Raw genomic sequence first — 24599 nt, forward strand, 5'->3', positions numbered from 1 at the left:
ATCGTGAACGCCGACGAGATCCTCCGCCTGGCCTCCGCCGTTGTGGCCGGGTCCGTCCAGGCGGCCGCACGCCTGCTCACGCTGATCGAGAACGACGGCGAGGATGCGGCGGTGGCGCTGCGGGCGCTGTTCCCGCACACAGGGCGCGCCCACGTGGTCGGAATCACCGGACCGCCGGGGTCCGGCAAGAGCACGCTGGTCAACGGGGCCATTCGCGCCCTGCGTGCGCAGGGTCGGCGCGTCGGCGTGATCGCCGTGGACCCCAGCAGTCCGTTCACCGGCGGCGCGCTGTTGGGCGACCGCATCCGGATGCAGGATCACAGCACCGACCCGGAGGTCTTCGTGCGCTCGATGGCCACCCGCGGCAGCCTGGGCGGGCTGGCGCCGGCCACAGGCGAGGCCGTGGCCGTGCTGGATGCCTGGGGCGCCGCAACGGTCTTCGTCGAGACCGTGGGCACCGGGCAGGCCGAGGTGGACGTGGTCTCCGCGGCCGACACCGTGGTGGTTGTGAGCGCGCCCGGGCTGGGTGACGGCGTGCAGGCCCTGAAGGCCGGCGTAATGGAGATCGGCGACGTGTTCGTTGTCAACAAGGCCGACCGTCCTGAAGCCGACCGGGCGGTGAACGACCTGAGGATGGTGCTGGCAATGGCGCCTGAAGGCGCCTGGCGGCCTCCGGTTCTGCCCACGGTTGCCACGACCGGCGAGGGCGTTGCAGAGGTCCTTGGTGCGGTCTCCAGCCATGCGCGCTACCTGGAACAGAGCGGCGCCCTGGCGGCCCGAAGGAAAGCCCGGTGGCGGAGGGAGGTCGTCCGAGCGGTCGAGGCGCGCCTGCGGGCCCAGACCATGGGCGGCGCCGCGGTTGCCTCGCTGGATGAGCTGGTTGAACTGGTGGCCTCCGGTCAACTTGACACGCGCGGCGCAGCCCTCCGGCTGCTGGATGCGGGCCGCGACGCTGCCGGGGGCGCGGCCTCTGGGAGCGTTCGGGTGGACCACATCGGCGTGGCGGTCCGCAGCATAACCGAGGCGGCGCGGTTCTACCGCGAGGCGCTCGGGCTCCGGGGCGGCCCGTCCGAGCAGCTTCCGGCGCAGGGCGTAACGATGGTCTTCTTTGCCGCCGGAGGGACCAGGATTGAGCTCCTGGAGCCACTTACCTCTGAGGGGCCGATCGCCCGGTTCCTAGAGCGCCGCGGCGAGGGTGTGCACCACGTCGCGCTGGTGGTGCCCGACGTGGCACTGGCGCTGGAGGGCGCACGGGCAGCGGGTTTTGAGCCCGTTGATGCGACTCCCAGGCCGGGCGCGCACGGCACCCGCGTGGTATTCCTCCATCCCAAGGGGACCCATGGGGTGCTCGTGGAACTGGTCGAGCCCGCCCCGCGGGTTGCCCCCCTGCCCGAAGAGCGGTAGAATAGAACTACCACCCCGATATGCCTTTGCGCGGTTTCGGCCGCCCTGATCTTCATCCCCACAGGAGGTGAGCGAATGCGCCCCTCGATGTCTCGCCGGGTGCTGGCGATGTTCGTGACGGCCGCATCGCTCGCGGTCGGAGCTGCGGCCCTGGCACAGCGTCCCACGATAGTTGCCCTGGCAACCGAGGCAGGTGTCCGGAAGGTATGGACCTACCAGGCCACGGTGGGAGGCGTGCTTGAGGAAGCAGGAGTTGGTGTCAGGCCCTATGACCGGGTCATCCCAGGGCCGGCCGAGCGCGTGATCCCGGAGATGACTGTCAGCATCAGGCGCGCGTTTCCAGTGACCCTGATCGTTGACGGTCGAACGCTCAAGTTCATGACCGTAGCCGAGTCCGTGGAGGAGTTCCTGGCCGAGCGCCACGGCGGGGTGCTCCTGCAGCCGCGCGACCGCGTCCATCCGTCCATGGAAACCCGGTTGTGGTCCGGGGCGGTGGTCAGGGTCGTGCGCATCAATGTCGTGCTCGTCATCAAGGAGGAGCGCCTTCCGTTCGCGCGCCTGGTCAGGCCTGACGGGACGCTGCCGCGCGGGATGACCCGCCTGGTGCAGGCGGGCAGGCCCGGCGCCCGGATGCTCCGAATCGCGGTCACGACCGCGGACGGGCAGGTGGTGAACAGGCAGGTTATCGGCGCCGTGCTGGCTCGGCCCCCGCAGGACCAGATCTCGCAGGTTGGAATCCGTCGGATCATAGCCACCCGAGGGGAGTTTGCCGGGAAAGAGATAGTCCACATGGAAGCCACCGCCTACGCGCCCTGGCACGGCAAGGGTGTTAACGGCACTACCGCGATCGGAATGCGGGCCGGCTACGGCGTTGTGGCGGTGGATCCCCGTGTGATCCCGCTGCGGTCCGAGCTGTTCATTGAGGGATACGGCCGCGCCATCGCCGGGGATACCGGCGGGGCAATCAAGGGCCACAGGATTGATCTGGGTTTTGGCACCGCGCGGGAGGCCTACCAGTTCGGTCGCCGGCCGGTGCGCGTGTACATCCTCTCGGTGCCGCCCCCGCGCAGGAAGTAGGCGCCGTCTTGGAAGACGCCGCCGGACTCGCCCTGGCCAAGCTGGACCTGGCCGAGCTGGACTTGGTAACACCATCGGGGCTCCGCGCGGCCCTGGCAGCGGCGGGCCTGCGCCTGCGCCCCTCGCGCGGCCAGCACTTCCTTGTCAGCCGCCACGTGCTGGACCGGATCCTGTCCTCGGCCGGGATCAAGCCCGGCGAGACCGTCTTGGAGGTAGGCGCCGGAGTCGGCACGCTCACCGTGGCGCTGGCGCGGGCCGGCGCGCGGGTCACGGCGGTGGAGGTGGACGGCAGGTTCATCCCGGTTCTGCGGGCGGTTTGCGTTCCTTATCCCAACGTCCGCATCGTGCACGCCGACGCCATGACCCTGACCCCGGAGATGCTGCCGGAGGCGCCGGAAGCGGTCGTGGCCAACCTGCCCTACGCCATCGCCTCGCCGCTCCTGATCAACCTGCTGGAGGCCGGACTCGGCCGCCGGTTCGTCGTGATGGTCCAGCACGAGGTGGCCGGCCGCATAGTCGCTCCGCCCGGCGGCAAGTCCTACGGCCTGCTCTCCGTGGCTGTACAGGCGCGCGCGGCCGCAGCCATCGTCGCCCGGGTGCCCCGGTCGGCGTTCTTCCCGCCGCCAGCGGTGAACTCTGCCATCGTCCGGTTGGAGGTGCGGGAAGAGCCCGCGGTGCCGCGCCCTCTGATGCCGGTGCTGATGGCCGTGGCCCGCGCCGCGTTCGGTCAGCGCCGGAAGATGCTGCGCTCGGCGCTGCAGTCCATCCGAGGGACGCCCCTGCCCGCGGCCGCTGTCGAGGAGCTCTGCCGGGCGGCCGGGGTTGACCCGCGGCGCCGGGGGGAGAGTCTTTCGCTCTCAGAGTTCTCCCTCCTGGCGCGCGCCCTCGCCGACAGGGAGTGAGCCGGTAGGCGGGGAAGATGCCAGTAATGGAAGTAACGCTGGAACCAAGTGGGGTGGAACTGAGATGCTAGACTACGAGTCCTTCCTGTCCACGCTCGCGCGGCGGACGGAGCGCTCCGTGATCCGGGAACTACTCAAGCTGACCCGCCCGGGGAACGTCATTTCCTTTGCCGGCGGCCTGCCCGATCCGGCCACCTTTCCGATCGCAGAGCTCCAGGACGTGACGCGCGAGGTCCTGGAGAACGAGGGCAAGACGGCGCTGCAGTACGCGACCACCGAAGGCGATCCAATCCTGCGCGAGGAACTCGTCCGATGGATGGCCAAGGACGGAATCAAGACCTGCCGCGATGACGTCCTGATCACGACGGGCTCACAGCAGGCGCTCGATATCGTTGGCCGTGTGCTCCTCGATCCCGGGGACGTGATCGTGGTCGAGCTGCCGACCTACCTGGGCGGGTTGCAGGCCTTCCGCACGTACGGGGTGGAGATGGTCGGCGTTCCCCAGGACGACGACGGCATCAACGTACACGCACTGCACGGCGCCCTGACGCGCCTGCGGCAGGAGGGCCGCCGCCCGAAATTCCTTTACGCCGTGCCTGACTTCCAGAACCCGTCCGGGATCACCTGGAGCCGGGCGCGCCGCGAGCGCCTGCTAGAGCTGGCCGGCGAGTTTGACACCCTGGTCATCGAGGACAACCCCTACCGTGAGATGCGCTTCCTCGGGAGCGCTCCGCCACCGATCACCGCGCTCGATACCGAAGGGCGCACTCTCTACCTCTCCACCTTCAGCAAGACGCTGGCGCCCGGCCTCCGAATAGGCTGGATTGCCGGCCCCCAGCCGATCATCTCGCGCTGCGTGACCGTGAAGCAGGGGATGGATCTCTGCGGCCCGGCGTTGACGCAGGCGATCGCGGCGGTCCTGCTGGCCCGCGGGACGCTGATGAAACGGCTTCCCACGGTGGTGGGGCTCTACCGGCGCAAGAGGGACGCAATGCTCGAAGCGCTGGCGCGCGAGATGCCCGAGGGCGTGTCCTGGACGCGACCGGAGGGAGGGCTGTTCCTCTGGGTGCGTCTTCCCGAGGGGATGGACGCGGGCACGATGCTCAAGGTTGCGCTCGAGGAAGAGGCCGTGGCCTACGTTCCGGGGCAGCCGTTCCACGCCGACGGAAGCGGCCAGAATACGCTGCGCCTGAACTTCTCCTACCCATCCGAGGCCCAGATCACGGAGGGCATCGCCCGCCTGGGCCGGATCGTGCGCCGCAGCGTGCCGGCGCCTGTCCACACAATCCACAGGGAGGGAACAAAGGTTTCGGATTGACGGGGTCACGGGTGCGTGTTACTTTCGCACCGTCAGCGGTACGCAGCTGGTTGAGATGGGAGGAGGTAACTCCTTCGGGAGCGGCCCGGCCTAACTCGGCAGCAGGCGGCCGCTGACGTTTTCTACGGACCGCGCAGCTTCGCCACCGCATCCTTGGCAAGCAGCACGGTGATCCCACCACCGGGCGCCGGCGGTTCTTTTCTGACCGCGAACCCGCCCAGCGCAGAAGCCAGCGCGCGTGCGGTGCGAGGCCGGTCGGCGCGATCAATGATCGTCGTCACCTCTGCCGGTTCTTCCGCGGCGCGCACCGTGACCATCTTGAATCCAAGCGCCCCGATGCGGGCCGCCGCCTGCTGGCCCAGGCCGGGGACGCCGCTGGCGTTCTGCACCTCGATCGGCAGGGTCTTCAGATCCTCTTCGGCCAGGCCGTAGAAGAGGTCCGCTATCACCGCGCGCATCCTGACCGGATCGGGCTCCCAGTACAAGGGCGCGAAGTTGCCGGGCAGCGTCTCCACGCGCAGCGGCGCCCCACGCGCGCGCACCGCGAACACGCCCAGGGTCATCAGTTCAGCACGGGTTAGGTTGGTCTGCGCGTTGCGGGCAAAGGCGCCCAGCAGCCGCGGACCGGCCAGGAGCGTGGAGGGCTGCTTGAGCTGCCGGACCAACGTCATGATCACCTGATGCTGGCGGTTCACCCGGCCGATGTCGCCCAAGGGGTCGTGGCGGAAGCGGATGTAGCCCGCGACCTGGTCGCCGTTCAGCCGCTGCCGCCCCTTCTTCAGGTCCACGGTAAACCCGGCCCAGCTGTCGGTGTACCGCATGTCCTTCTCGACGTCTATCTCGATGCCTCCGACGGCGTCCACCAGGCGCGCGAACGACTCGGGTCCCAGTTTGATGTAGTAGTCCACCCTGACTCCCAGGAGGCGCTCCACCGTCTTGATCGTCAGGCGCGGACCGCCGTAGGCGTACGAGGCGTTGATCTTGGTGACGCCGTGGCGCGGGATCTCGGCCCGTGTATCGCGCGGTATGGAAAGCGCAGTGATCCGCTCGCCATCGGGATCGAACGAGACCAGGATGATGGTGTCCGCCCGTGCAAAGTTCATCACCTGGCGGCGATTGTCGAGGGCTACGTCAATGCCTATCAGGAGGACGTTCACCCGGCCGGTCAGGCGGAGCGGCCAGCCGAAGGCCTCGGCGTTGCGCCGCCCCACGACGGCCTCGCCTGTGCCTATGGTCACCTGGCTCAGAATGTACAGGTAGATTCCCAGCGCAAATCCGCCGGCCACCAGCACGGCGGCCGGGACGGCCCAAACCACAGCCCGCCACCAGCGCCTGCGGGGAGGAGGGGGCGGAGGTGCCGCGGGGGGCTCAGGATCTGCCGTCTGGGCGCCCGGCGCGTGGTCCACTTTGTCAGGGAGTTGTTCGGCCACGGGGCTATCTTACGGGAACCGTCCGGCCTGCGCAACGAAGGCCGCCTCCCACGGAGGATTAGTGCCCCCCGGCACCTAACTATTTAGTGCCGCAGAGCCGCACGGGGGGGGCGATGTTGTGAAGGAATTGCGCCTCAATGCCTACGCCAAAGTCAACCTAGCCCTGGATGTACTGCAGCGTCGTGAGGACGGGTATCACGAGATCGAGACCGTCCTCCACACGATCGCGCTGCACGACTCGATAACGCTGCGCGAGTCGGGCGAGGGGATCCTCGTCACCACCGACGACCCCTCAATCCCAACGGACGCGGGCAGCCTGCTGTACCGCACGGCCGCGCTGTTGCGGGAGAAGTACGGCGTGGCGCGGCCGGTAGAGATCGAGGTGCGCAAACGCATTCCCGTGGCTGCCGGCCTTGGTGGAGGCAGCGCCGACGCCGCGATGATGCTGATCGGGCTGGCCCAGATGTGGAAGCTGCGGCTCGACCGCCGCGAGCTCTACGCGCTGGCGGCGCGGCTCGGCTCGGACGTGCCGTTCTTTCTGAGCGGCGGCGCCGCCTTGGCCCGGGGAAGGGGCGAACGGCTCCAGCCGCTCGCGCCGCTGCCGGCCACCTGGGTGGTGCTGGCCAGGCCCCGATTCCCGGTGCTGACCGAGTGGGCCTACGGGCGCATACGGCCCGCGGAGATTACCGGCCGTCCAGACATCCCGCTGCTCTTGGATGCGGTGGCCAAGCGAGATCTGCCCGCGGTCGGGCGCCTAGTGGGGAACGTGTTCGAGGAGGTTGTCGCCGGCCACCATCCCATCGTCGCCGATCTGAAGGCGCGGATCCTGCGGGGTGAGGCCTATGGGGCCGCGATGAGCGGCACTGGGCCCACCGTCTACGGGTTGATGGCCAACGAGGCCGCGGCCAGGCACCTTGCCGAGGACCTGGGAACGCGGGATGAGGTGGATGTCATCGTGACGCGCACCTTCTCGGAGGAACGCTAGTGCCTTCCGCTATCGTGCTGGCCGGTGGAGGGCCGGAGCCAGATCTGGCCCCGGGCCTTCCGAACAAGGCGTTCCTCCAGATCGGCGGCCTGGCGCTGGTGGAGCGCGTCGTGACCACCCTGCGCGGCAGCTCCAGCATTGGGAGGATCGTGGTCGTCGGGCCGCCGGAGCCCCTGGCGGCCCTTCTGGGATCTTCGGCGGAGATCGTCCCGGATCAGGGCTCGATGATGGACAACATCGCCGCAGGCGTGGCCCCTCTGAGAGATAGAGAGCGCGTGGTCGCGGTGGCATCGGACCTGCCGCTGATCACGCCGGACGCGGTGGAGCGGTTCCTGGGGCTCTGCACGGGAGAGTTTGACTTCTACTACGCGATCGTGCCACAGGCCGCGATCGAGCGTCGCTTCCCCACCGCCCGCAAGACCTATGTGAAGCTTACCGACGGGACGTTTTGCGGCGGCAGCATTGTGCTCTTCGCGCCTGCGGCGCTGGAGCGGATTCGGCCGCTGGTCGAGCAGGCGATCGCCGCACGAAAGAAGCCATGGCTGCTGGCCCAACTCTTCGGATTGGCGACGGTCATGCGGTTTGCCTCGGGCCGGCTCTCTATCGCCGAGCTGGAGGCGCGGGCGCACGCGATCAGCGGGCTTCGCGGCCGTGCAGTAGTGCTCGACGGTCCCGAGATGGCGCTCGACGTGGATGCCGACCGGCCCGAGAACCTGGCCGCGATCCGCGCGGTCCTGGAGCCGCTTCCGGAGCCGTAGCCGGAGATGCCGCGCCGGAAGGACGCGAAGGCACGTTCCGACGGGGAGCGTTCCGGTCGGCGGCTTCGCCGCGGCGAGCGCATGGTGGTGCTCTCCCACAGGCTGATGCAGTCCCCTGACCGTCTGCACTCGCTGGCCGGCTTCGCTGAACTGCTGGGCGCCGCTAAGTCCACGATAAGCGAGGACCTGGCCCTGCTGAGGGCGGCCTGCGAGCGGTTCGGTCTGGGTCGGATCGTCACCGTGCCCGGCGCCTCCGGCGGGATCCGCTTCCGACCGCACCGCACCCCGGCGCAGATCCGGCGCCTGGTCGAGGATCTCAGCGGGCGGCTCAGGGAGCCGGGACGCGTGCTCCCCGGCGGGTTCCTCCAGATGACCGATCTAATATCCTCGCCGTCCGTGGCCGCGGAGATGGGCGAGGTGTTCGCCACTCTGTTCTGGGACGCGCGTCCCGACTGCGTGCTGACCATGGAGGTCAAAGGCATCCCGCTGGCGCTCATGACCGCACGCGCGTTCAACGTGCCGATGGTGACAGTCCGCCGGGAAGGCAAGATCACCGATGCCCCCTCGGTCAGCGTCAACTACCTGTCGGGATCGTCGCAGACGGTGCAGACGATGACGCTGCCGCTTAGGGCCATCCCCCAGCGCGCACGCGTGCTGTTCATTGACGATTTCCTGCGCGGGGGCGGCACTGCCCGCGGTGTGGGGGACCTGATGCGCGAGTTCCAGGCTGAAGTTGTGGGTATTGGGGTATTTGTTGAAACAGAGAGGCCTGCCGACAAGATGCTGGATCGCTACCTTGCCCTGATTACCTATCGCGGCGTCGGAGCGAGCGGTGAGGCCCTGGTTGGTCCCAGTCGGTGGATCGCGGCATTGTAGGACGGTAGGGACCGGCCGCAGGGAGCAGCGCGGTGACGCTGGAGGAAGTCAGGGAGGAGTTGGCGTTCTTCGAGCCCGGTGTGGTCCGGCTCAACCCGCCGGCAGGCGCGCGCGCAATGGCCCGTGCCCAGACCGAGATGGGAGTACGGTTCCAGCCCTCGCTGCTGGCCGTGCTGTCGGTCCATAACGGTGGGTTCATCGTGAGCGAGCCCGTGTTGGGCGTCCCACCGATACAGTCGGCCCTCGACATGGTTCATGCCACCCGGCAGGCCCGGGCCCACTGGGGGCCTGTCTGCTGGTGGGATGGCTGGGTCGAGGTAGGCAGCGACGGCTGCGGCAACCAGTACGTGCTGCTGCTGGATCGCCAGGGCGTCGGCGGCGAGTCCCCTGTCGGGTTCTTTGACGCCGGCGCAGGGGAGATCACCGAAATCGTGGCCTCCTCCTACCTGAACTATCTGTGGTTTGTCACGCAGGACGTGAAGTGGCATTATCGGGCTGACGGGAATCCGCGCGCACGGAAGGAAGTTGACTGGACTAACAGGAAGGTGATCGTGCGCCCCGGAGCGCTCTCGCCGTGGCGCTCCAACGAGGCGTGGACGCTGGCCCACGACCCTGCCCTGATCAGGTGGCGGTGAACCCTTTCCGCCCGCATGGAGGATGAGATGAGATCAACCACACGCCGACGACTCGGCGCATTCGCTGCATCCGCTGTAGCCGTCATGGTGCTCGCGACGCCTGTCCTCCCGGCGGCCGCGCAGGCGCCCAGGCCGGTGACGCTGGTCGAGGCGCTGACGCTGTCCGCACAGAAGAACCACGGACTGCGGGCCGCCGCGGTCGAGGTGAAGATCGCCCGTGCGCAACTGGCGCAGGCCGAGGCGGTGAAGTCGGGCCAGATTGTGCTGTCCGCCTCGTACACGCGGGTGAACATGCGGGAAGGCAGTACGATGGTCATCCCGCCAGGGACGATTCCCGGAATCACAGATCCGATCGTCATCACGCTGCCGGCCCCGGATCCCAACGTGTACTCCGCGGCTATCACCTATCAGGTCCCGCTGTACAGCGGCGGGCGCATCGAGTCCCAGATCGCCCTCGTGCAGGCCAACCTAAGAGGGGCGGAGGCGGCGCTGGAACGGGCCAAGCACCAGGTCGTGCTAGACGTCAAGCAGGCGTACTTCCAGATGCTCCTGGCCCAGGCCGGCGTCGAGGTGGCGGCGCGCGCGGTGACCGCCGCCGACGAGAACCTGCGCGTGGCCCGGGCACGTGTGGCCGCGGGTGTCTCGCCCCGTTTCGACGAGGTGCAGGCAGAGGTGAGCCAGGCGAACGCCAGGCAGGGAGGGATTCGCGCCCGGAACTCCCTGGCGCTGGCGCAGCACGGTCTGAACGCACTGATGGCCCTGCCGCTGGATACCGTGCTGCAGCCGCGCGAGACGATGACAGTTGTTCCGATCCGCGGCGATACCGCGGCCCTGGTGCGCCGCGCGCTCGAAGGACGGCCCGAGCTGATCGAGCACCGCGCCCGCGTTGACATGGCACTGGCTGCGATCGAGATCGCGCGCGCGGGAGGGCGCCCTGCGGTGGTGCTTTCCGGCGGGCCGAGCTACGGCAACGCAAGTGGATCGTCGGTCACGACATCCGGTTGGGCGGTGACCCTCGCGGCCACGGTGCCGCTGTTTGATGGCGGCGTGACCGCCCAGCGGGTGCGCGAGGCCGAGGCCAAGGTCGAGCAGCTTCGCGAGGTCGAGGCGCAGATCCGGCAGGGGATTGAGCTGGAAGTCCGGCGCGCGCTGCTCAACTTCTCCTCTGCCGCCGAGGAGATGGCCGCCGCCGACAAGGCAGTCGAGCTGGCACAGGAAGGGCTGCGCATCGCCAACGTCCGATTCGCGGCCGGCGTCTCCACCAACCTGGAGGTGGTTACGGCGCAGGCTTCACTGTCGCAGGCAGAGGGCAACCGAATCCTGGCGCTCTTCAACGTGAACCTGGCGCGGGCGCAGCTCGAGCGGGCGGTCGGGGGCGCGGTGGAGTAGGACCGTGATGCTCAGCGGGCGGCGCGGTGGGTTCAGATGGTGACCCTCCACGGGCGGCGGGTACCCCTCGTACCCCTGGTGCTGGTGGCCGCGCTGGCGGCCTACGGCGCGGCGCAATACCTGGCAGGCCGCAACGCGGTCAACAGCACGATCATCGAGGGCTCCGGCACCATAGAGGCCACGCAGGTGCACATCGCTGCCAAGATGCCGGGGCGGGTTCTGGATGTGCTGGTCGGCTCGGGTGACGAGGTGGTTGCCGGGGCTGTGTTGGTTCGCTTCGACAGGCAGGAAGTGGATGCCCAGGTCGCTCAGGCCGGGGCCGCCGTCTCCGCGGCCCGGGCGCGCCTCTCGCAGGCCGAAGTGGCGCTGCGCGCGCAGCGCCAGCAGTCGCCTGCCACCATCGGTCAGGCAGAGGCCGCGCAGAGCGCTGCTCAGGCCCGGGTTCCACAGGCCAGGGAGGCCGTGGAGCTTCAGCAGGCGCAGTCCGAGCAGCAGATCGCCCAGGCCCAGGCCGCGGTGGCTCAGGCCGAGGCGTCGCTGGCCGCGGCTACGGCCGGCCGTGGGGCTGTGCGGGCAAACCTAAAGAAGGCCGAGGCGGACCTCACTCGTGCCGCGGCGTTGTTCCGGGAGGGTGCGGTGGCCGCCCAGGCAGTGGATGCCGCGCGGGCCGCGGTGGACGTGCTGGCAGCACAGGAGGCCGCGGCCGCGGCCCAGGAGGTGGTCGCGCGCCGGCAGGTCGAGCAGGCGCGCGCGGCGCTGGAACTGGCGCAGGCCGGAGCCCGGCAGACATCCATCCGCCGGCAGGACGTGGTGGTGGCCCAGGCCCAAGAGGCCCAGGCTCAGGCGGCCTACGCCGGCGCGAAGACGGCAAAGGATCTGGTCGCGCAGCGCGAAGCGGAAGTCGCGGTCGCCCGCGCCGCGCTGGCGCAGGCCGAGGCCGTGCTGCGCTACGCGCAGGCCGTGGGGGCCAACTTGATCCTGACATCCCCGATCGGTGGCGTGGCGCTTTCCCGCAGCGTCGAGCCGGGCGAGATCGTCGGAGCCGGAGTACCGGTTCTCACCGTGGCCGACCTGAGCACCGTGTGGATCCGCGTCTACGTGCCCGAGGCCCGCCTGGGCAGGCTGCGCGTTGGGCAGCGCGGCGAGGTGTTCGTGGACGCGTTTCCAGACCGGGCCTTCTCAGGTCGGGTGACCGAGATCGCAAGCCAGGCCGAGTTCACGCCACGTAACGTGGCGACCCAACAGGAGCGCGCCAAGCTGGTGTTCGCGGTGCGCCTGACGCTGGAGAACCCGGAGGGCCTGCTCAAGCCCGGCATGCCGGCCGATGCAAGGATCCACACAGGCACATCGTCGCCGTGAGGCATGCACGCGCCACCTGACGCGGCCGTCACCACCGAGGGCCTGAGCAGGTCGTTCGGCCCGGTCGCCGCCGTTGACCGGATCTCCTTCAGCGTGGCGCCGGGCGAGGTGTTCGGCCTCATCGGTCCGGACGGCGCCGGCAAGACCACCCTGCTGCGCCTGCTGGCCGGGATCCTCGACCCCTCAGAAGGCAGCGCCACGGTCGCCGGTGCCGACGTTCGCACGCAGCCCGAACTGCTCCGCCAGCGGATAGGGTACATGCCCCAGACGTTCGCGCTCTACCGCGACCTGACCGTAGGCGAGAACCTGCATTTCTTCGCCGAGGCCTACCAGGTGCCACGCGGCGAAATTGCTTCACGCACCGAGCGGCTTCTGGCTTTCAGCCGGCTCGGGCCGTTCGTGCGCAAACTGGCGGAGCACCTCTCAGGCGGGATGCGCCAGAAGCTGGCGCTGGCGTGCACATTGATACACGAGCCCCGGCTGCTGTTGCTCGACGAGCCTACGACCGGTGTGGACCCGGTCTCCCGGCGCGAGTTCTGGAGCATTCTCTACGACCTCAACAGTCGGGGCACCACGGTGCTGGTGGCGACGCCCTACATGGACGAGGCGGATCGCTGCACGCGCATTGGCTTCATGTACGGGGGGCGGCTGCTGTCGGTGGCGCCTCCTGAAGGCATGAAGGTGCAGATGCAGGGCGAGGTCCTGGAGATCGTGGCTGAGCCACGCCGCCGCGCGCTGGCGGTCGCGCTCGGCATCAAGGCGGTGCTCACCGGCAGCGTCTTCGGAGACACTCTGCACCTGACCGTGCCCTCCTCCGCCGCGGCCGAGTCCCAGGTGCGCGACGCCTTAGACCGGGCGGGCATCTCGTTGCGGTCGCTGCGCGTGGCCCCTGCTTCACTGGAGGATGTGTTCATCTCGCTTATGAGTCAGGCAGGCCGGTAGGATGCCCCCCGAAGCACCGTTGGCACCCAGGGAGGCTGCGCCGCGCGAGGCCGCGGTCTTGGCGCGCGGGCTGACCAAGCGGTTCGGCGACATGATCGCCGTGAACGGGATCAACCTCGAGATCCACCGCGGTGAGGTCTACGGCTTCCTGGGTCCCAACGGCGCCGGAAAGACCACCACAATCCGCATGCTCTGCGGCATCATGGATCCCACGGCCGGAGAGGCGCGGGTGCTCGGTTTCGACGTGCGCAGCCAACGCGAGACGCTGAAGGCACGCATCGGCTACATGAGCCAGCGGGCCAGCCTATACGCCGACCTTACCGTTGTCGAGCAACTGCGGTTCTACGCCAGGATCTACGGGCTCGACACCCGCGCGACGCGCGAGAAGGTCGGCTCCTGGATCGAGTCATCCGGCTTGGCCGGACGCGACCGTGACCTGGTCTCCACGCTCTCAGGAGGGTGGCGGCAGCGCCTGGCCCTGGGGTGCGCGGTGATGCACCACCCAGACCTGCTGCTGCTGGACGAGCCCACCTCGGGCGTGGATCCGCTGTCGCGCCGGCAGTTCTGGGACCTGATCTACCGGTTCGCCGATGAGGGCACCACCGTTATGGTTACCACCCACTACATGGATGAGGCCGAGCACTGCGACCGGCTGGCGTTCATCTACGGCGGCCGGATCGTCGCCGAGGGCGCGCCCGAGGAGATCAAACGCCGGCACATGCCGGGCCTGCTGTTGCGGGTGGTCTGCCGGGAGTGGATGCGCGCGTTCGACTTCCTCCGCCTCTCACCGCGCGTGCGGAGCGCGGCGCTGTACGGCACCGCGATCCACGTTCTGGTGTCGCGGGCGGAGGGGGCGGGAGAGGCGCAGGAGGCGGCGAAGGCGCAGGAGGCGGCAGAGGCCCTGGCCCGCGACCTTGCCGACGCGGGCATCCGTGTGGATGCGATCGCGCCGATTGCTCCTTCGCTGGAGGACATATTCGTGAGCCTGACCGGCGATGCCCCGGGAGGTGGGCCAGATGGGTAGGCGCCTGGGCGCAATCATCGTCAAGGAGTTTATCCAGCTCGTGCGCGACCCGCGCACGCTGGCGATGGCACTCCTGATGCCTGTGATCCAGTTGCTGCTGTTCGGGTATGCGATCGCCACAGATGTGGAGCGTCTTCCGACAGTTGTCGTTGACCACTCCAGGACGCAGGAGAGCCGCGCGCTGGTGGAGCGATTCGAGGCCAGCCGGTACTTCCTGGTGCGCTACCGGGACGACAGCCTGCGCTCTGCCGAGGACCTGGTCCAACGCGGCAAGGCCCGGGTGATCATCGCGGTCCCTCCGGACTACGCCGACCGGCTGCGCCGCGGCGCCACCGCCCGCGTGGCGGTGATCGTGGACGCCTCCGACCCCCTGGTGGCCCGCACCGCCCTGTCCACGGCCGAGGCCATCGGCCAGGTGACGTCACTGGAGATCGTCGGCCGCATGCTCGGGGGCACCGATGCGCGCGTGCCCGTGGAGGTGCGCACACAGGCCTGGTACAACCCCGACCTGCGCAGCGCCAACTTCATGGTGCCCGGGCTGCTGGCGGTGATTCTACAGTTGATAACGACCCTCCTGACCGCGATCGCAATCGTGCGCGAGCGGGAGCTGGGGACGATCGAGCAGCTCGTGGTCACGCCGATACGGAAGGGCGAGCTGATGCTGGGGAAGATCTTGCCCTACGTGATCCTGGGCTACGTTGACATCACGCTGGCCCTGCTGGTGGCGGCCTACTGGTTTGAGGTGCCTATACGCGGCAGTCTGCTGCTGCTCTATTCGGTCACGGTCTTCTTCTACTTCTCAACGCTCGGGTTGGGGATACTGGTTTCCACCATTTCGCGCACCCAGCGCCAGGCGATGCAGGGCGCGTTCTTCATCTTCCTGCCCTCTATTCTGATCTCGGGCTTCATGTTCCCGCGCGAGGGGATGCCGGTCTTCATCCAGTGGCTCGGCTACGCGCTGCCGATCACATACTACCTGGTGATCGTGCGGGGGATCATTCTCAAGGGGGTAGGCCTCGTGGCCCTTTGGGACCAGATCGTGCCTATGGCGCTGCTGGGTGCGGCGTTCTTTGCGGTGAGCGTGGCGAGGTTCCAGAAGAAGCTGGAGTAGGGGGGCGTGTGGGCGATGTCGTAGGGGCGATTGACACAACCTTGGATGAGGGGTACCATCAAAGACGGCGACGCGGGGTGGAGCAGTCCGGTAGCTCGTCGGGCTCATAACCCGAAGGTCGGAGGTTCAAATCCTCCCCCCGCTACCAAGTTCCAATACGGGCAGGGCGCGAGTTTCGGCTCGCGCCCTGCCTGCTTGTTTGGGTCTATGTGTGGATAATCGATCTGTCATCTTCCCAAAAGCCCTCTACGTGCCTGTCGCGCTTCTCTCTCGCAGGAAAGAGACGCCTCTGCATCGCGCACGTTTGGAGGGATTGTGAGTACTTGGGCATAACCTTCCTTCAGGATCAGGATGCTGAACATGTCGCCATTCTGTAGCCATAAGTACGCCAGCTTTCGCCCATGCCGGTCGCGGGCTTGAACGTCTAGCTCAAGCCCCACCTTTCTGTTCCCCCCGACGCCTACACGAGGATTGGTGGTCCGCACGCAAGAAGGCTGATGTGCTCATACGCCCGCTTCGCAGGGAGAGCCTGGAGGGGAACCGCACTGGGCCCTCCAACTGAAGGAATGCGGAAACTAACAATTGAACTAGGATCAGTGTAGTGACTCGCGGGCCCCAAGAGATTCCCAGCGGTGGTACAGGAGGGGAGCAACGGACTATGCCAAGGTTCGCCAGATTGGTTCTCTTTGTTACTTCGGTCGTGCTTGCCGCGTCGCTGCTCTGCACGGCGGGGCCGGGTGCCGCGCAAACCCGTCGCGGTGGCATCCTTCGTCATGCCCATATTGGTGAGCCTCTAACCCTTGATCTGCACTGGACCACGGCGGCCGTTCCCCAAGACATTGGAGTGCACATCTACGAGGGGCTCTTCGCCCTGAACGCAGCCTATGAACCCCGCCCATTGCTCCTGGAGAGCTGGAAGCTCAGCGCCAATCGGCTGGTCTACACGTTCCGTTTGCGCCAGGGTGTACAGTTTCATCACGGCCGCGAGTTGGTGGCTGACGATGTGGTTGCGTCGCTGGCGCGCTGGGGTCGGTTGGCGGCTCGAGGGCGCGAGCTATTCCGCGACACGGTCTCACTAACCGCCACCGATCGATACTTGGTCGAGTTGCGACTCCGCGATCCCAACGCCCTGGTACCCTTGATTCTAAGCTGGCCGACCCAGGGCGCCGTGATCTACCCGAAAGAGGTTGTGGATGAGGCCGGGACGGGCATGGTCCGCCGTTTCATAGGTACTGGCCCGTATCGGTTTGTAGAGCATATTCCTGACCGCCACATACGGCTTGACCGCTTTGACCAGTACAAGCCGGTCGATGAGGCCCCCAGCGGCATGGCTGGCCGGCGGGAGGCGTACCTCGATACGATCTTCTTCCTGCCGATTCCCGATCCGGCTGTGCGGGTGGCGGGGACCATTCGCGGCGAGTTTCAATTCGCCGACACGATTCCCCCCGATGAGTACAATCGGCTTCGCGAAACCCGCGGGATCGCACCCCATGTGATCCCAGTGGCGAATTGGCACGGGTTTGTCTTCAATCATCGGGAAGGACTGATGAAGGACAAGCGCATTAGGCATGCGTTCTTGGCCGCACTGGATACTGAGGCGCTGATGCGGGGAGTCTACGGCCCCCGGCAGTTCTGGCGTACCGGCCCAAGCCTGATGCCAAAAGAACACCCCATGTGGACCGACGCCGGGCGGGAATTCTACAACCAAAGGAATCCGGAGAAGGCACGGCAACTCCTCGCGGGGGCAGGCTATCAGGGGCAGCCGGTTCGATGGCTCGTGGCAGGTGATCAAGCACCACACATTGACTCAGCAACCATTGCGAAGAGCCAGCTTGAGCGCGCGGGGTTTGTGATCGACCTGCAGACGACCGATCTGGCAACAGTTGTCTCGCGACGAGTGCGCCCGGAACTTTGGGATGTCTTTACTACACGCTTCACCTTCGTGCCGGATCCAGTACTCTTGACCTTCCTGCAGCCGGGATGGCCAGGGTGGTACGAGAATCGGGAGGTAACAGGACTCCTTAGTCTCTTGAGGCGTCACGTTGATCCCAAGGTCAGAAGAGAGCTATGGCAACGCGCGCAGCGGATGCTTTACGAGGACGCCGCGACCGTCAGGCTGGGGGACTACTTCCTTCTGCACGTCCTACGGGATGAGGTGAAAGGATACGCCGGCGTTCCGGGCACCTTCTACTGGAATGTCTGGCTTGAGAGGCGGTAGCGCGGACCATTTCGCGCGAGGGGTCACCCAGTATGAGTGAACCATGAGTGGGCCCAACGAGCCAGGCCACCGGTACCGGATGTGGGGAGGTAGATTCAAGGATCAGCCGGATCCGCGACTCAGCGCGCTCCTTACCGCGCCCCCAGTGAGCCGGCACCTGCTGCGATGGGATCTTCTGGGCAGCATTGCACACGTGGTGTCGCTGGGAGAAGCCAAGGCCATCCCGTTGACGGAAGCGACTGGGCTCGTGTGTGCGCTCCGACAGATGCTGGCCGAGGCGGATGCCGGCCTGCTGATCCCCTCCGACGAGCACGAGGATGTGCACACGTTCATCGAGGCTACGCTGACGTCCCGACTCGGGATATCCGCAGGATGGTTGCAGACCGGACGCAGTCGGAACGACCAAGTGGTTACGGCATTCCGCCTCCTCCTCAAAGACCTTATCCGCCGCTTGGCGCGAGGCATCAGTTCACTCCAGCGGATCCTGTTGCGCCGCGTGGACGAGGTTGGGGACGTGGCGCTTCCCGGCTATACTCATCTGCAGCGGGCCCAGCCAGTGCTGCTATCGCACCACTGGCTCGCGTACTTCTGGATGCTTCTGCGAGACATCGAGCGGCTCCAGAGTGCCTATAGGCACGTTGACGTGTGTCCATTGGGTTCTGGAGCCATCGCAGGGACCGGCTTCCCGGTTGATCGGGTCCGGCAGGCAGAACTCCTGGGGTTTGCACAGGCGAGCGAGAACAGCGTCGATGCCACCGGCAATCGCGATTTCGCCTTCGAGGCAGTCGCGTGCGTATCCTGTTTCCTGATAAACCTCTCGCGATGGGCCGAGGAGCTCATAATCTGGGCATCCCAGGAGTTCGGTTTCATCGGTCTGCCGGATGCGATCACGGCCGGAAGCAGCCTGATGCCTCAGAAGCGGAACCCTGATCTTCTTGAACTTGCGCGCGCCCAGGCCGGGGTCGGTTTGGGTCAACTTGTGGTGCTGGCAACAGTCCTCAAGGGCGTGCCGCCCGCATACAACCTTGACCTTCGCGAAGACAAGACCCCAACACTTGCCGCGTTCCGCGCCGGCGAAGTGGCCGTGGGCGCCATGAGCCTGGTAGTCGAGCGGCTCATAGTGCGTCGCGATCGGATGGAGGCGGCACTGCACGGAGGTTTCCTGACCGCGACCGAGGTTGCCGACTACCTGGTACGTCGCGGTGTGCCATTCCGCGAAGCCCACCGCCTTGCTGGACAGGTGGTTCTGAGAGCGGAGGATGACGGCCGGGAGTTGTGGGAGATGCCACTTGGGACCCTCAAACAAGTGTCACCCCACTTCGAGGCCGATGTCCTGTCGGCGGTGTCAATCGAGGGCGCTCTCGCAGCCAAGGATGTGCCGGGAGGCACGGCGCCAATCCGGGTGGCGCAATCGCTGGCCGTAGCCCGGGAGGCATTGGCTGTATGCCGCGGGTGGCTTGATCAAGCAGACGCTGATCAGCAGGCGGTGGAGAAGCGGCTCCTGACGGCACCTCTTGCGTAGTCGGTGCTCCCCCATCCGACATAGACAGGGGCGAGCACCGCACAGCAAGGTGGCTACCCGCTACCGGCAGACAGGTCGATCGTGCTGACCCGCATATCCCACGCCTGCTCGCGATGGCCATTCCGCTGCCCGGTCCGATCGCCGGTCCGCTCACACCGTTCCGCCCCCACGCGCTGAGCGACCTCGAGCTCCATCAGCGCCTGGCTGAGGACGCGGACGCCCTCTCGGGTCTCTCTGCTATATCCCTAGGACGATTTCGAGGGCCGAGTCGAAGGTGTCGCCCGCGAGTGTGCGGAGACCGCGATCGAATGTGGCCAACACGGCTTTGCGGCGACCCGCCAATGCCAGGAGGTAGGCGTCGGTGAGTTGCCGGTAGCCGTGCAACCCAGGTTCCATTACCCTGACGGCAGCCGGCACTTGGAGGCTCTCCGTCCAGAACTCGTGAGCCGGGTGCTTCAGGTTCTTAGCAAGTAGCGCGACCGCCTCGGCCGGCGTGAGAGCGTCGCGTGAGAAGGCGGGGTTGGAGACGATTCGAATGAAGCCGAGCTGTGTGAGCGGGCATGTCGCCCAGTGGGCATTCGCACGAGCGCGAAACCATCGATGGGCGGCCTCGTGGTGTTCGTGCGCCGGCCAAAGCAGTGCCGTCAGGATGTTGATGTCGAGGAGTGCCGTCTTCACGGAAGTTCTTCGCGAAGGCGGTCGACAAGCGCCGCCGTGACTGTGGGGGATCGCCGATTCAGGCGGACCACGTGAAGCCCGTTCCGATCCTCGGTCACAAGAGAGCGCTCAGCCGCCTGCCTGACCAGTTCGCTGACGGCCTGACCCAGCGTCATCCGGTGGCGCATGGCATGCATCTTCGCGACCTTCATCGCATCGTCTTCGATCGTCAGCGTTGTCCTTGGCACGTCAGCATCGTACCACGACCTTGATGCTTTTGGCTAGGGCCTCGCATCATTCGGCGCCGTCTTCACGGCTGGAGGTAGGCGGCCATGCTGTGGCGCGCCGCGAGTTCATCTTGACCTCCCCCCGCTACCGAGTTTCGTGAGTGGCTACGCCAGAGAGGGATCGCACAGGAGCCATACCCCCCTAGCATCGAAATGTCAGATTGCGCCAGCGCCGGGAAATGGCGTGAGGGGGAACTCGTTCCGGGACTTGGGAGGCAGACTGGATATCCCGCGGGTGTGGAGCGATGGACAAGACTCCTGTCCAGGTTTGTCAGATCAAGGTGACGTTGCAGGGAAGCAGGCCACCGATCTGGAGGCGGTTCCAGGTTCCGGGGAGTATCACCCTGTACAGGCTGCACCGGGTGCTTCAGGTCGTGATGGGTTGGACGGATTCACATCTCCATCAGTTCATCGTGGGTGAGATCTACTATCGGGTGCCCGATCCTGACGACATCCCTGCAGAGAGCTTCGAGGTGAGGGATGAAAGACGCGTGAGATTGCGGGATGTGGTTCTCGGGACACCTGCCAAGTTTGTGTACGAGTACGACTTCGGCGACTGCTGGCGTCACGACGTCCTGGTCGAAGGGGTGCAAGAGATCAAGGCTGGCATTCAGCACCCCGTCTGTCTTGCTGGGAAGCGCGCGTGCCCGCCCGAGGATTGCGGCGGGATCTGGGGATACGCCGATTTCCTCCACGCAATCAGCGACCCACGCCACCCGGAGCATGGGAGCATGAAGGAATGGATCGGTGGCGCCTTCGACCCCGCGGCATTCGACCTAGAGGAGGTCAACGTCGCGTTGCGCAGGATGAGGTGAGTCGGCGAGATTCGGCTCGCCCGCAAGTATCCATGATTCGTGGATGGCCAATCGCCCGCTGCCATGCCGAAACGCTTGCGTGTCGATCAATGTGTAAGTGTCATAGACATAGAGATCGCCACGCTCAAGGCCTAGCCGCGCAGGAGACCAGGGCAGAGTGGCCCACGACAGGACGGCAAAACACGAGAAGCGTCGGCGGCTGTTTGAGACTGCCTCCGCCCAGGCCGGCTACTTCAGTGCTGCGCAGGCGAGATCAGCCGAGGCTTCTACCGTATCCGTGAGTTCCCGTCATCATCGCACGAGGATGTGGTCGCCGCTTGGGTCAAGGCTGGTTTCGACCGGGCCGTCGTCTCTCACGAAACCGCGCTCTCCCTCCATGACCTCTCCACAGTCAGGCCGCACAAGATCGACCTGACCGTTCCACGCGAATTCCGGCCGCCGGGCAACCGGCCTCGATGGCCCTCTGTCTGCATCCACACGACGACGCGCGCCTTCGGCAGGGGAGACGTGGTACGCCGGTTTGGGGTTCGGATTACTTCCCCGGCACGCACGATCATCGACACAGCCGAGGCGGGCACCGATCCCGGATACATTGTGGACGCAGTAGCAGCCGCACTCGAGCGCGGCCTCGTCACCAGCGAGGATTTGAAGCGCGCCGCGCAGGGCAGACCCGCGCGGGTGGAGCGACTGCTCGATCGGGCTATCGAGGAGGCCCGGCGTGGAACGGCAGTTCGCTGATCCCGCCCACTTCCGTGCTTCCGTTGATGAGCGACTGCGGATATACGCGCGCAAGACAGGGACTCCTCTCACCGTCGTGCGGCGCCAGGCCGCATTGGATCGGCTTATCGTTCGGCTGGGCTACGTCGCTCCAAACCGCTGGGCCCTGAAAGGCGGCCTCGCCCTGGACACCCGGTTGAGCGGGCGCGCACGCGCCTCCATGGACATGGACGCTGACCACGTGCAGGGCGCCGAAGCCGCGCGCGCAGGCCTCCTTGCCGCGACAGAAGTAGACCTCGGCGACTACTTCGAGTTCGCCATCACGGGCAGCCTCGGACTGCGAGAGGGAGGTCTTGACCTCGCCACCCGGTTCCGGCTGGAATGCCCTGTTGGGGGCGTGCGGTTCGAGGTGCTGCAGGCTGACGTGACGCTGGCGCCGCCGGACGTCTGGGAGGTCGAGCGCGCCCAGCGGCCCGGCCTCCTGGCTTCGGTGGGCCTCGGACCGATCGACGTGCTGCTAGTCCCCCTGGAACGCCAGGTGGCGGAGAAGCTCCATGCGTATACGCGCACGTATGGGGAGGGCCGAGGCAGCACCCGGGTCCGCGACCTCGTGGATTTCCTGCTAATCCGCACGTTCGAGCGCGTGGACGCACAGCGGCTTCGCGACGCGATTCACCGTACCTTCAAGAACCGCGCCACTCATCCAGTTCCCGGGCGGGTCCCGCCGCCGCCTGGCGACTGGTAGCGGGCCTACCGTGTGGAGGCGGAGCGCGTAGGGATCACGTTGGAGGTGACGGAGGCCCACAGGCTTGTCGGTGCTTGGCTGGATGTTGTGCTAGGTGAGACCGCCGAGGGTACGTGGAACCCCGAACAGGGGATCTGGGAGTAGATGTGCCAGGTGTGGGACCGGTGGGTCGGAGGTTCAGATTCTCCCCCCGCTACCAGCATTACCTACAGTCCCGTCCTGGGTTGACCGGGACGGGATTGGTTCATTCTCGCGATGCCGCGAGGCTCGGGGAGGCGGTGCCGGCCCTACCGGTTCGGTAGGACAGGCAGGTTGGGCTGTTGAGGGTCTTGGTCCCGCACTGGCTGAGGCGTGCGCGATTGGGAAAACTGGGGATCGTCGAAGGTGCCTCGCACGAAGAACGGCACGCGGTAGCCGGTCGCGACCGCGGTTCCTCGCAGCACGCCACCGATTATCCGCCCCACCGATCCTGGTGCGCCCCCTGACGGCGACGTCGTCGATGTCAGGGCCTTCAGCACACCTGTCCCCGCGTAGTCCAGCGTCTTATCGAAGCCAAAGCTGCCTCCGGCCGTTCCCTCCAACCCCTCGGCATGTAACCGAAGGGCAACGCTGTGCACGCGCTGCTGCGCGACGCGAAGGTCGCCGCCGAAGTAGCTGAACCGGGTAACGCCGCCGGGCACGTCGGGTTGCAGGACCCTGGCCATTTTGGCCAGGGTGCTCTTGAGATCCAGCCCCTCGATGGTCCCGTTGCGCACCGCGAACGTTCCCGCGCCCGTCAGCGTCGCCTTCGGGTCTCGTCTGAGCGTTGTCGCTATGTGGACATCAGTCTCGAGCGTTCCGGTGATCTTGCGCGCCTGGGGCGCGGCGATTCTCATGATTTGGGTAAGGTCGACCCCACGCGCCTTCGCGGTCGCGACAGCCGGCAGGCCGGAGGCAGCATAGTCCAGCGCGGCCGAGCCCAGGACGGTGCCCCCGTAGAATGAGAGGGTATAAGAATCCAATTGGACGGTGTTCGTGTACACGCTCAGTCGGCCATTCATGCCGTCGGCCGCAAGCGGGGGAGCAACCAGGATCTTGCCGACCTGCACATCTCCGCGCGCCAGCAGGCGGCGCTGCGGAGGTGCTGTCTGGACGTCCGGTTCTTCCCCGGAACCCCTGACAATCAGTCTCCCCAGTCTATCGAGATTGAGTTGGGGAACGGTTACCGTAAACGTGACGGAGAGGGGATCAAGGCGAGCGATCGTGACCGTGCCGTCCGCGCGCGTGTCTTCCAGCGCCGCCGCAATGGTTCCCCGCCCGGTGCCGCCTGTGATCGTGAACTCCCCCTTTTGGATCTGAATGGGCTTGGTCAGCGCTGGGGTGGAGAACTCTACGCCGCGTAGGTCAGACGTCAATTCCATGCTCTTAGCCCAGTCCTGTACGGGCGGCCGCACGTCCGGAACCTTGGCGTTCAGTCCGCTGAGGGTGAACAATGGCGTGACCTGCCGGTGGCGCTGGTCGTAGGTACTGAACGCGACTTCCACATTCCGAATGGTTACCGCGCCGATGCGGCCGAGCGACAGGAAGGAAGTGCCCCCACATCCGATAGATGCGAGGTCATAGTTCGTCTTGCCGGCCAGGTCACGAAGCAGATTCATGCGCACACCATTGACGGCGACGTACGTCACAACCATCTTGCGGGAGATTAGCGCGAGGGGCGCGACGCCGAGGTCAACCGATTTCACGATCATCATGTCGCCGGCGACAAAACCCTCGGGGTTCTTCACTCGGAGGTTGACGACCCGCAGGTGGACCGTCGGCAGGAGGTGGAGCTTCAGCACGTCGATCTGGACCCTGCGCCCGGTGCAGCTTTCGATGAACTGAACGAGCAGCGGGCGGAACCAATCGGCCGGGACGAGCAAGGGGAGCGCTACCGCCACCACCAGCACCAGCAGCAGCACCACACCCCCGATGCGGAACCGCTTTGATCTGTACCAGGGTTTGGTCATGGCGTACCGCCCCGACTCCTGGTCAGGAGCTGGAGGATCTTAGAGAAGAATCACACCCCCAGCGTACGCTCCTACGGCCCCGACGACAAGGCTCCCGAGGGTGCCGCCGGGGCCGTCCTCCTGCGCTACATTCTTTGCTCCAACTCGATACCCAGCCGGCTTCTTCCCTCAGAAGCCATGGAACGTCGCGCTAGGGAAGGCGCGCTGTAGTCCCGCCATCAAACGCCGCGCCCACTGGCGAGCCAACTCCATCGTCGTCACGTGTGTGCCCGCGGCGTCTTCTGGCGTTACCGTGATGACAGTTATGCCGGCCACCACGATCGTGGCACTCCGTCCCAACGGGCGAACCAGAAGCGGGATGCTACGTCGGTCGATTCCTGGAATACTGAGCACCTCCGTGATCCGGCGCTCGATCTGAACGACCCGCTGCTCCAGAGAAA

The 24599-nt window shown here is 66.6% G+C and carries 24 protein-coding genes, 1 tRNA gene and 1 pseudogene; 19 read left to right on the forward strand and 7 right to left on the reverse strand.

The window, feature by feature from the left end:
* Positions 1–3: 3 nt before the first annotated feature.
* The 4 genes from meaB to RDU83_11255 all read left to right on the forward strand — a co-directional run bounded on the left by meaB (position 4) and on the right by RDU83_11255 (position 4701).
* Positions 4–1404, forward strand: a complete 1401-nt coding sequence (gene meaB / locus RDU83_11240; protein MDQ7841584.1) for a methylmalonyl Co-A mutase-associated GTPase MeaB — start codon at positions 4–6, stop codon at positions 1402–1404.
* Positions 1405–1479: 75 nt separating this feature from the next.
* Complete coding sequence (locus tag RDU83_11245; GenBank protein MDQ7841585.1) at positions 1480–2481, forward strand: ubiquitin-like domain-containing protein; 1002 nt, start codon at positions 1480–1482, stop codon at positions 2479–2481.
* A gap of 8 nt (positions 2482–2489) precedes the next feature.
* The gene (gene rsmA / locus RDU83_11250; GenBank protein MDQ7841586.1) at positions 2490–3383 is read left to right on the forward strand and encodes a 16S rRNA (adenine(1518)-N(6)/adenine(1519)-N(6))-dimethyltransferase RsmA; all 894 of its coding nucleotides are present in this window, start codon (positions 2490–2492) and stop codon (positions 3381–3383) included.
* Positions 3384–3447: 64 nt separating this feature from the next.
* A complete protein-coding gene (locus tag RDU83_11255) occupies positions 3448–4701 on the forward strand; it encodes a PLP-dependent aminotransferase family protein (GenBank protein ID MDQ7841587.1) in 1254 nt (417 codons plus the stop codon).
* A gap of 122 nt (positions 4702–4823) precedes the next feature.
* Here RDU83_11255 and RDU83_11260 read toward each other — a convergent pair whose 3' ends face one another.
* On the reverse strand, positions 4824–6017 hold the full coding sequence (locus tag RDU83_11260) for an LCP family protein (protein MDQ7841588.1): 1194 nt from the start codon (positions 6015–6017) through the stop codon (positions 4824–4826).
* A 232-nt stretch (positions 6018–6249) separates the two neighbouring features.
* Between RDU83_11260 and ispE the strand changes: the two genes are divergently transcribed.
* The 10 genes from ispE to RDU83_11310 all read left to right on the forward strand — a co-directional run bounded on the left by ispE (position 6250) and on the right by RDU83_11310 (position 15358).
* On the forward strand, positions 6250–7116 hold the full coding sequence (gene ispE, locus RDU83_11265; GenBank protein MDQ7841589.1) for a 4-(cytidine 5'-diphospho)-2-C-methyl-D-erythritol kinase: 867 nt from the start codon (positions 6250–6252) through the stop codon (positions 7114–7116).
* The gene (locus tag RDU83_11270) at positions 7116–7874 is read left to right on the forward strand and encodes a nucleotidyltransferase family protein (protein ID MDQ7841590.1); all 759 of its coding nucleotides are present in this window, start codon (positions 7116–7118) and stop codon (positions 7872–7874) included. The genes ispE and RDU83_11270 overlap by 1 nt, the downstream gene beginning before the upstream one ends.
* A gap of 6 nt (positions 7875–7880) precedes the next feature.
* On the forward strand, positions 7881–8750 hold the full coding sequence (gene purR / locus RDU83_11275) for a pur operon repressor (protein ID MDQ7841591.1): 870 nt from the start codon (positions 7881–7883) through the stop codon (positions 8748–8750).
* Positions 8751–8782: 32 nt separating this feature from the next.
* Positions 8783–9385, forward strand: coding sequence for an SMI1/KNR4 family protein (locus RDU83_11280; GenBank protein ID MDQ7841592.1), 603 nt, complete (start codon positions 8783–8785; stop codon positions 9383–9385).
* A gap of 27 nt (positions 9386–9412) precedes the next feature.
* Entirely contained in the window at positions 9413–10774 is a 1362-nt protein-coding gene (locus RDU83_11285) for a TolC family protein (protein MDQ7841593.1), read from the forward strand.
* Between the two features lie 36 nt (positions 10775–10810).
* Entirely contained in the window at positions 10811–12133 is a 1323-nt protein-coding gene (locus RDU83_11290; GenBank protein ID MDQ7841594.1) for an efflux RND transporter periplasmic adaptor subunit, read from the forward strand.
* Positions 12134–12136: 3 nt separating this feature from the next.
* Positions 12137–13075: an ABC transporter ATP-binding protein gene (locus tag RDU83_11295; GenBank protein MDQ7841595.1), complete on the forward strand. Its 939-nt coding sequence runs from the start codon at positions 12137–12139 to the stop codon at positions 13073–13075.
* 1 nt (position 13076) lies between these two features.
* Entirely contained in the window at positions 13077–14099 is a 1023-nt protein-coding gene (locus RDU83_11300; GenBank protein MDQ7841596.1) for an ABC transporter ATP-binding protein, read from the forward strand.
* Positions 14092–15210: an ABC transporter permease gene (locus RDU83_11305; protein MDQ7841597.1), complete on the forward strand. Its 1119-nt coding sequence runs from the start codon at positions 14092–14094 to the stop codon at positions 15208–15210. Before RDU83_11300 ends, RDU83_11305 begins: the two co-directional genes overlap by 8 nt.
* Before the next feature lie 71 nt (positions 15211–15281).
* Positions 15282–15358, forward strand: a tRNA-Met gene (locus tag RDU83_11310).
* Positions 15359–15437: 79 nt separating this feature from the next.
* Here the strand turns inward: RDU83_11310 and RDU83_11315 are convergent.
* Positions 15438–15695 (reverse strand): thermonuclease family protein, encoded by a 258-nt coding sequence (locus RDU83_11315; protein MDQ7841598.1) that lies wholly within the window; start codon positions 15693–15695, stop codon positions 15438–15440.
* A gap of 173 nt (positions 15696–15868) precedes the next feature.
* Here RDU83_11315 and RDU83_11320 point away from each other — a divergent pair, with 173 nt between their 5' ends.
* Complete coding sequence (locus tag RDU83_11320) at positions 15869–17428, forward strand: ABC transporter substrate-binding protein (GenBank protein MDQ7841599.1); 1560 nt, start codon at positions 15869–15871, stop codon at positions 17426–17428.
* Between the two features lie 43 nt (positions 17429–17471).
* Entirely contained in the window at positions 17472–18950 is a 1479-nt protein-coding gene (argH, locus tag RDU83_11325; protein ID MDQ7841600.1) for an argininosuccinate lyase, read from the forward strand.
* A gap of 53 nt (positions 18951–19003) precedes the next feature.
* Here the strand turns inward: argH and RDU83_11330 are convergent.
* The 3 genes and pseudogenes from RDU83_11330 to RDU83_11340 form a co-directional block, all read right to left on the reverse strand.
* Positions 19004–19165, reverse strand: a pseudogene (locus RDU83_11330) (transposase).
* Positions 19166–19187: 22 nt separating this feature from the next.
* Complete coding sequence (locus RDU83_11335; protein MDQ7841601.1) at positions 19188–19628, reverse strand: VapC toxin family PIN domain ribonuclease; 441 nt, start codon at positions 19626–19628, stop codon at positions 19188–19190.
* Positions 19625–19855, reverse strand: coding sequence for a hypothetical protein (locus RDU83_11340; protein ID MDQ7841602.1), 231 nt, complete (start codon positions 19853–19855; stop codon positions 19625–19627). Before RDU83_11340 ends, RDU83_11335 begins: the two co-directional genes overlap by 4 nt.
* 284 nt (positions 19856–20139) lie before the next feature.
* Between RDU83_11340 and RDU83_11345 the strand changes: the two genes are divergently transcribed.
* From RDU83_11345 to RDU83_11355, 3 genes are all read left to right on the forward strand, one after another.
* Complete coding sequence (locus tag RDU83_11345) at positions 20140–20709, forward strand: plasmid pRiA4b ORF-3 family protein (GenBank protein MDQ7841603.1); 570 nt, start codon at positions 20140–20142, stop codon at positions 20707–20709.
* Between the two features lie 306 nt (positions 20710–21015).
* On the forward strand, positions 21016–21447 hold the full coding sequence (locus tag RDU83_11350) for a hypothetical protein (protein ID MDQ7841604.1): 432 nt from the start codon (positions 21016–21018) through the stop codon (positions 21445–21447).
* On the forward strand, positions 21428–22171 hold the full coding sequence (locus tag RDU83_11355) for a nucleotidyl transferase AbiEii/AbiGii toxin family protein (GenBank protein MDQ7841605.1): 744 nt from the start codon (positions 21428–21430) through the stop codon (positions 22169–22171). The genes RDU83_11350 and RDU83_11355 overlap by 20 nt, the downstream gene beginning before the upstream one ends.
* Positions 22172–22458: 287 nt before the next feature.
* Here the strand turns inward: RDU83_11355 and RDU83_11360 are convergent, their stop codons facing one another.
* Together RDU83_11360 and RDU83_11365 are read right to left on the reverse strand one after the other, a co-directional pair.
* Entirely contained in the window at positions 22459–24159 is a 1701-nt protein-coding gene (locus RDU83_11360; protein ID MDQ7841606.1) for an AsmA family protein, read from the reverse strand.
* A gap of 168 nt (positions 24160–24327) precedes the next feature.
* A partial coding sequence (locus RDU83_11365) for a hypothetical protein (protein ID MDQ7841607.1) occupies positions 24328–24599 on the reverse strand: 272 nt, incomplete at its 5' end.

The organism is bacterium (assembly GCA_031082185.1).
Classification (GTDB): Bacteria; Sysuimicrobiota; Sysuimicrobiia; order Sysuimicrobiales; family Humicultoraceae; genus VGFA01.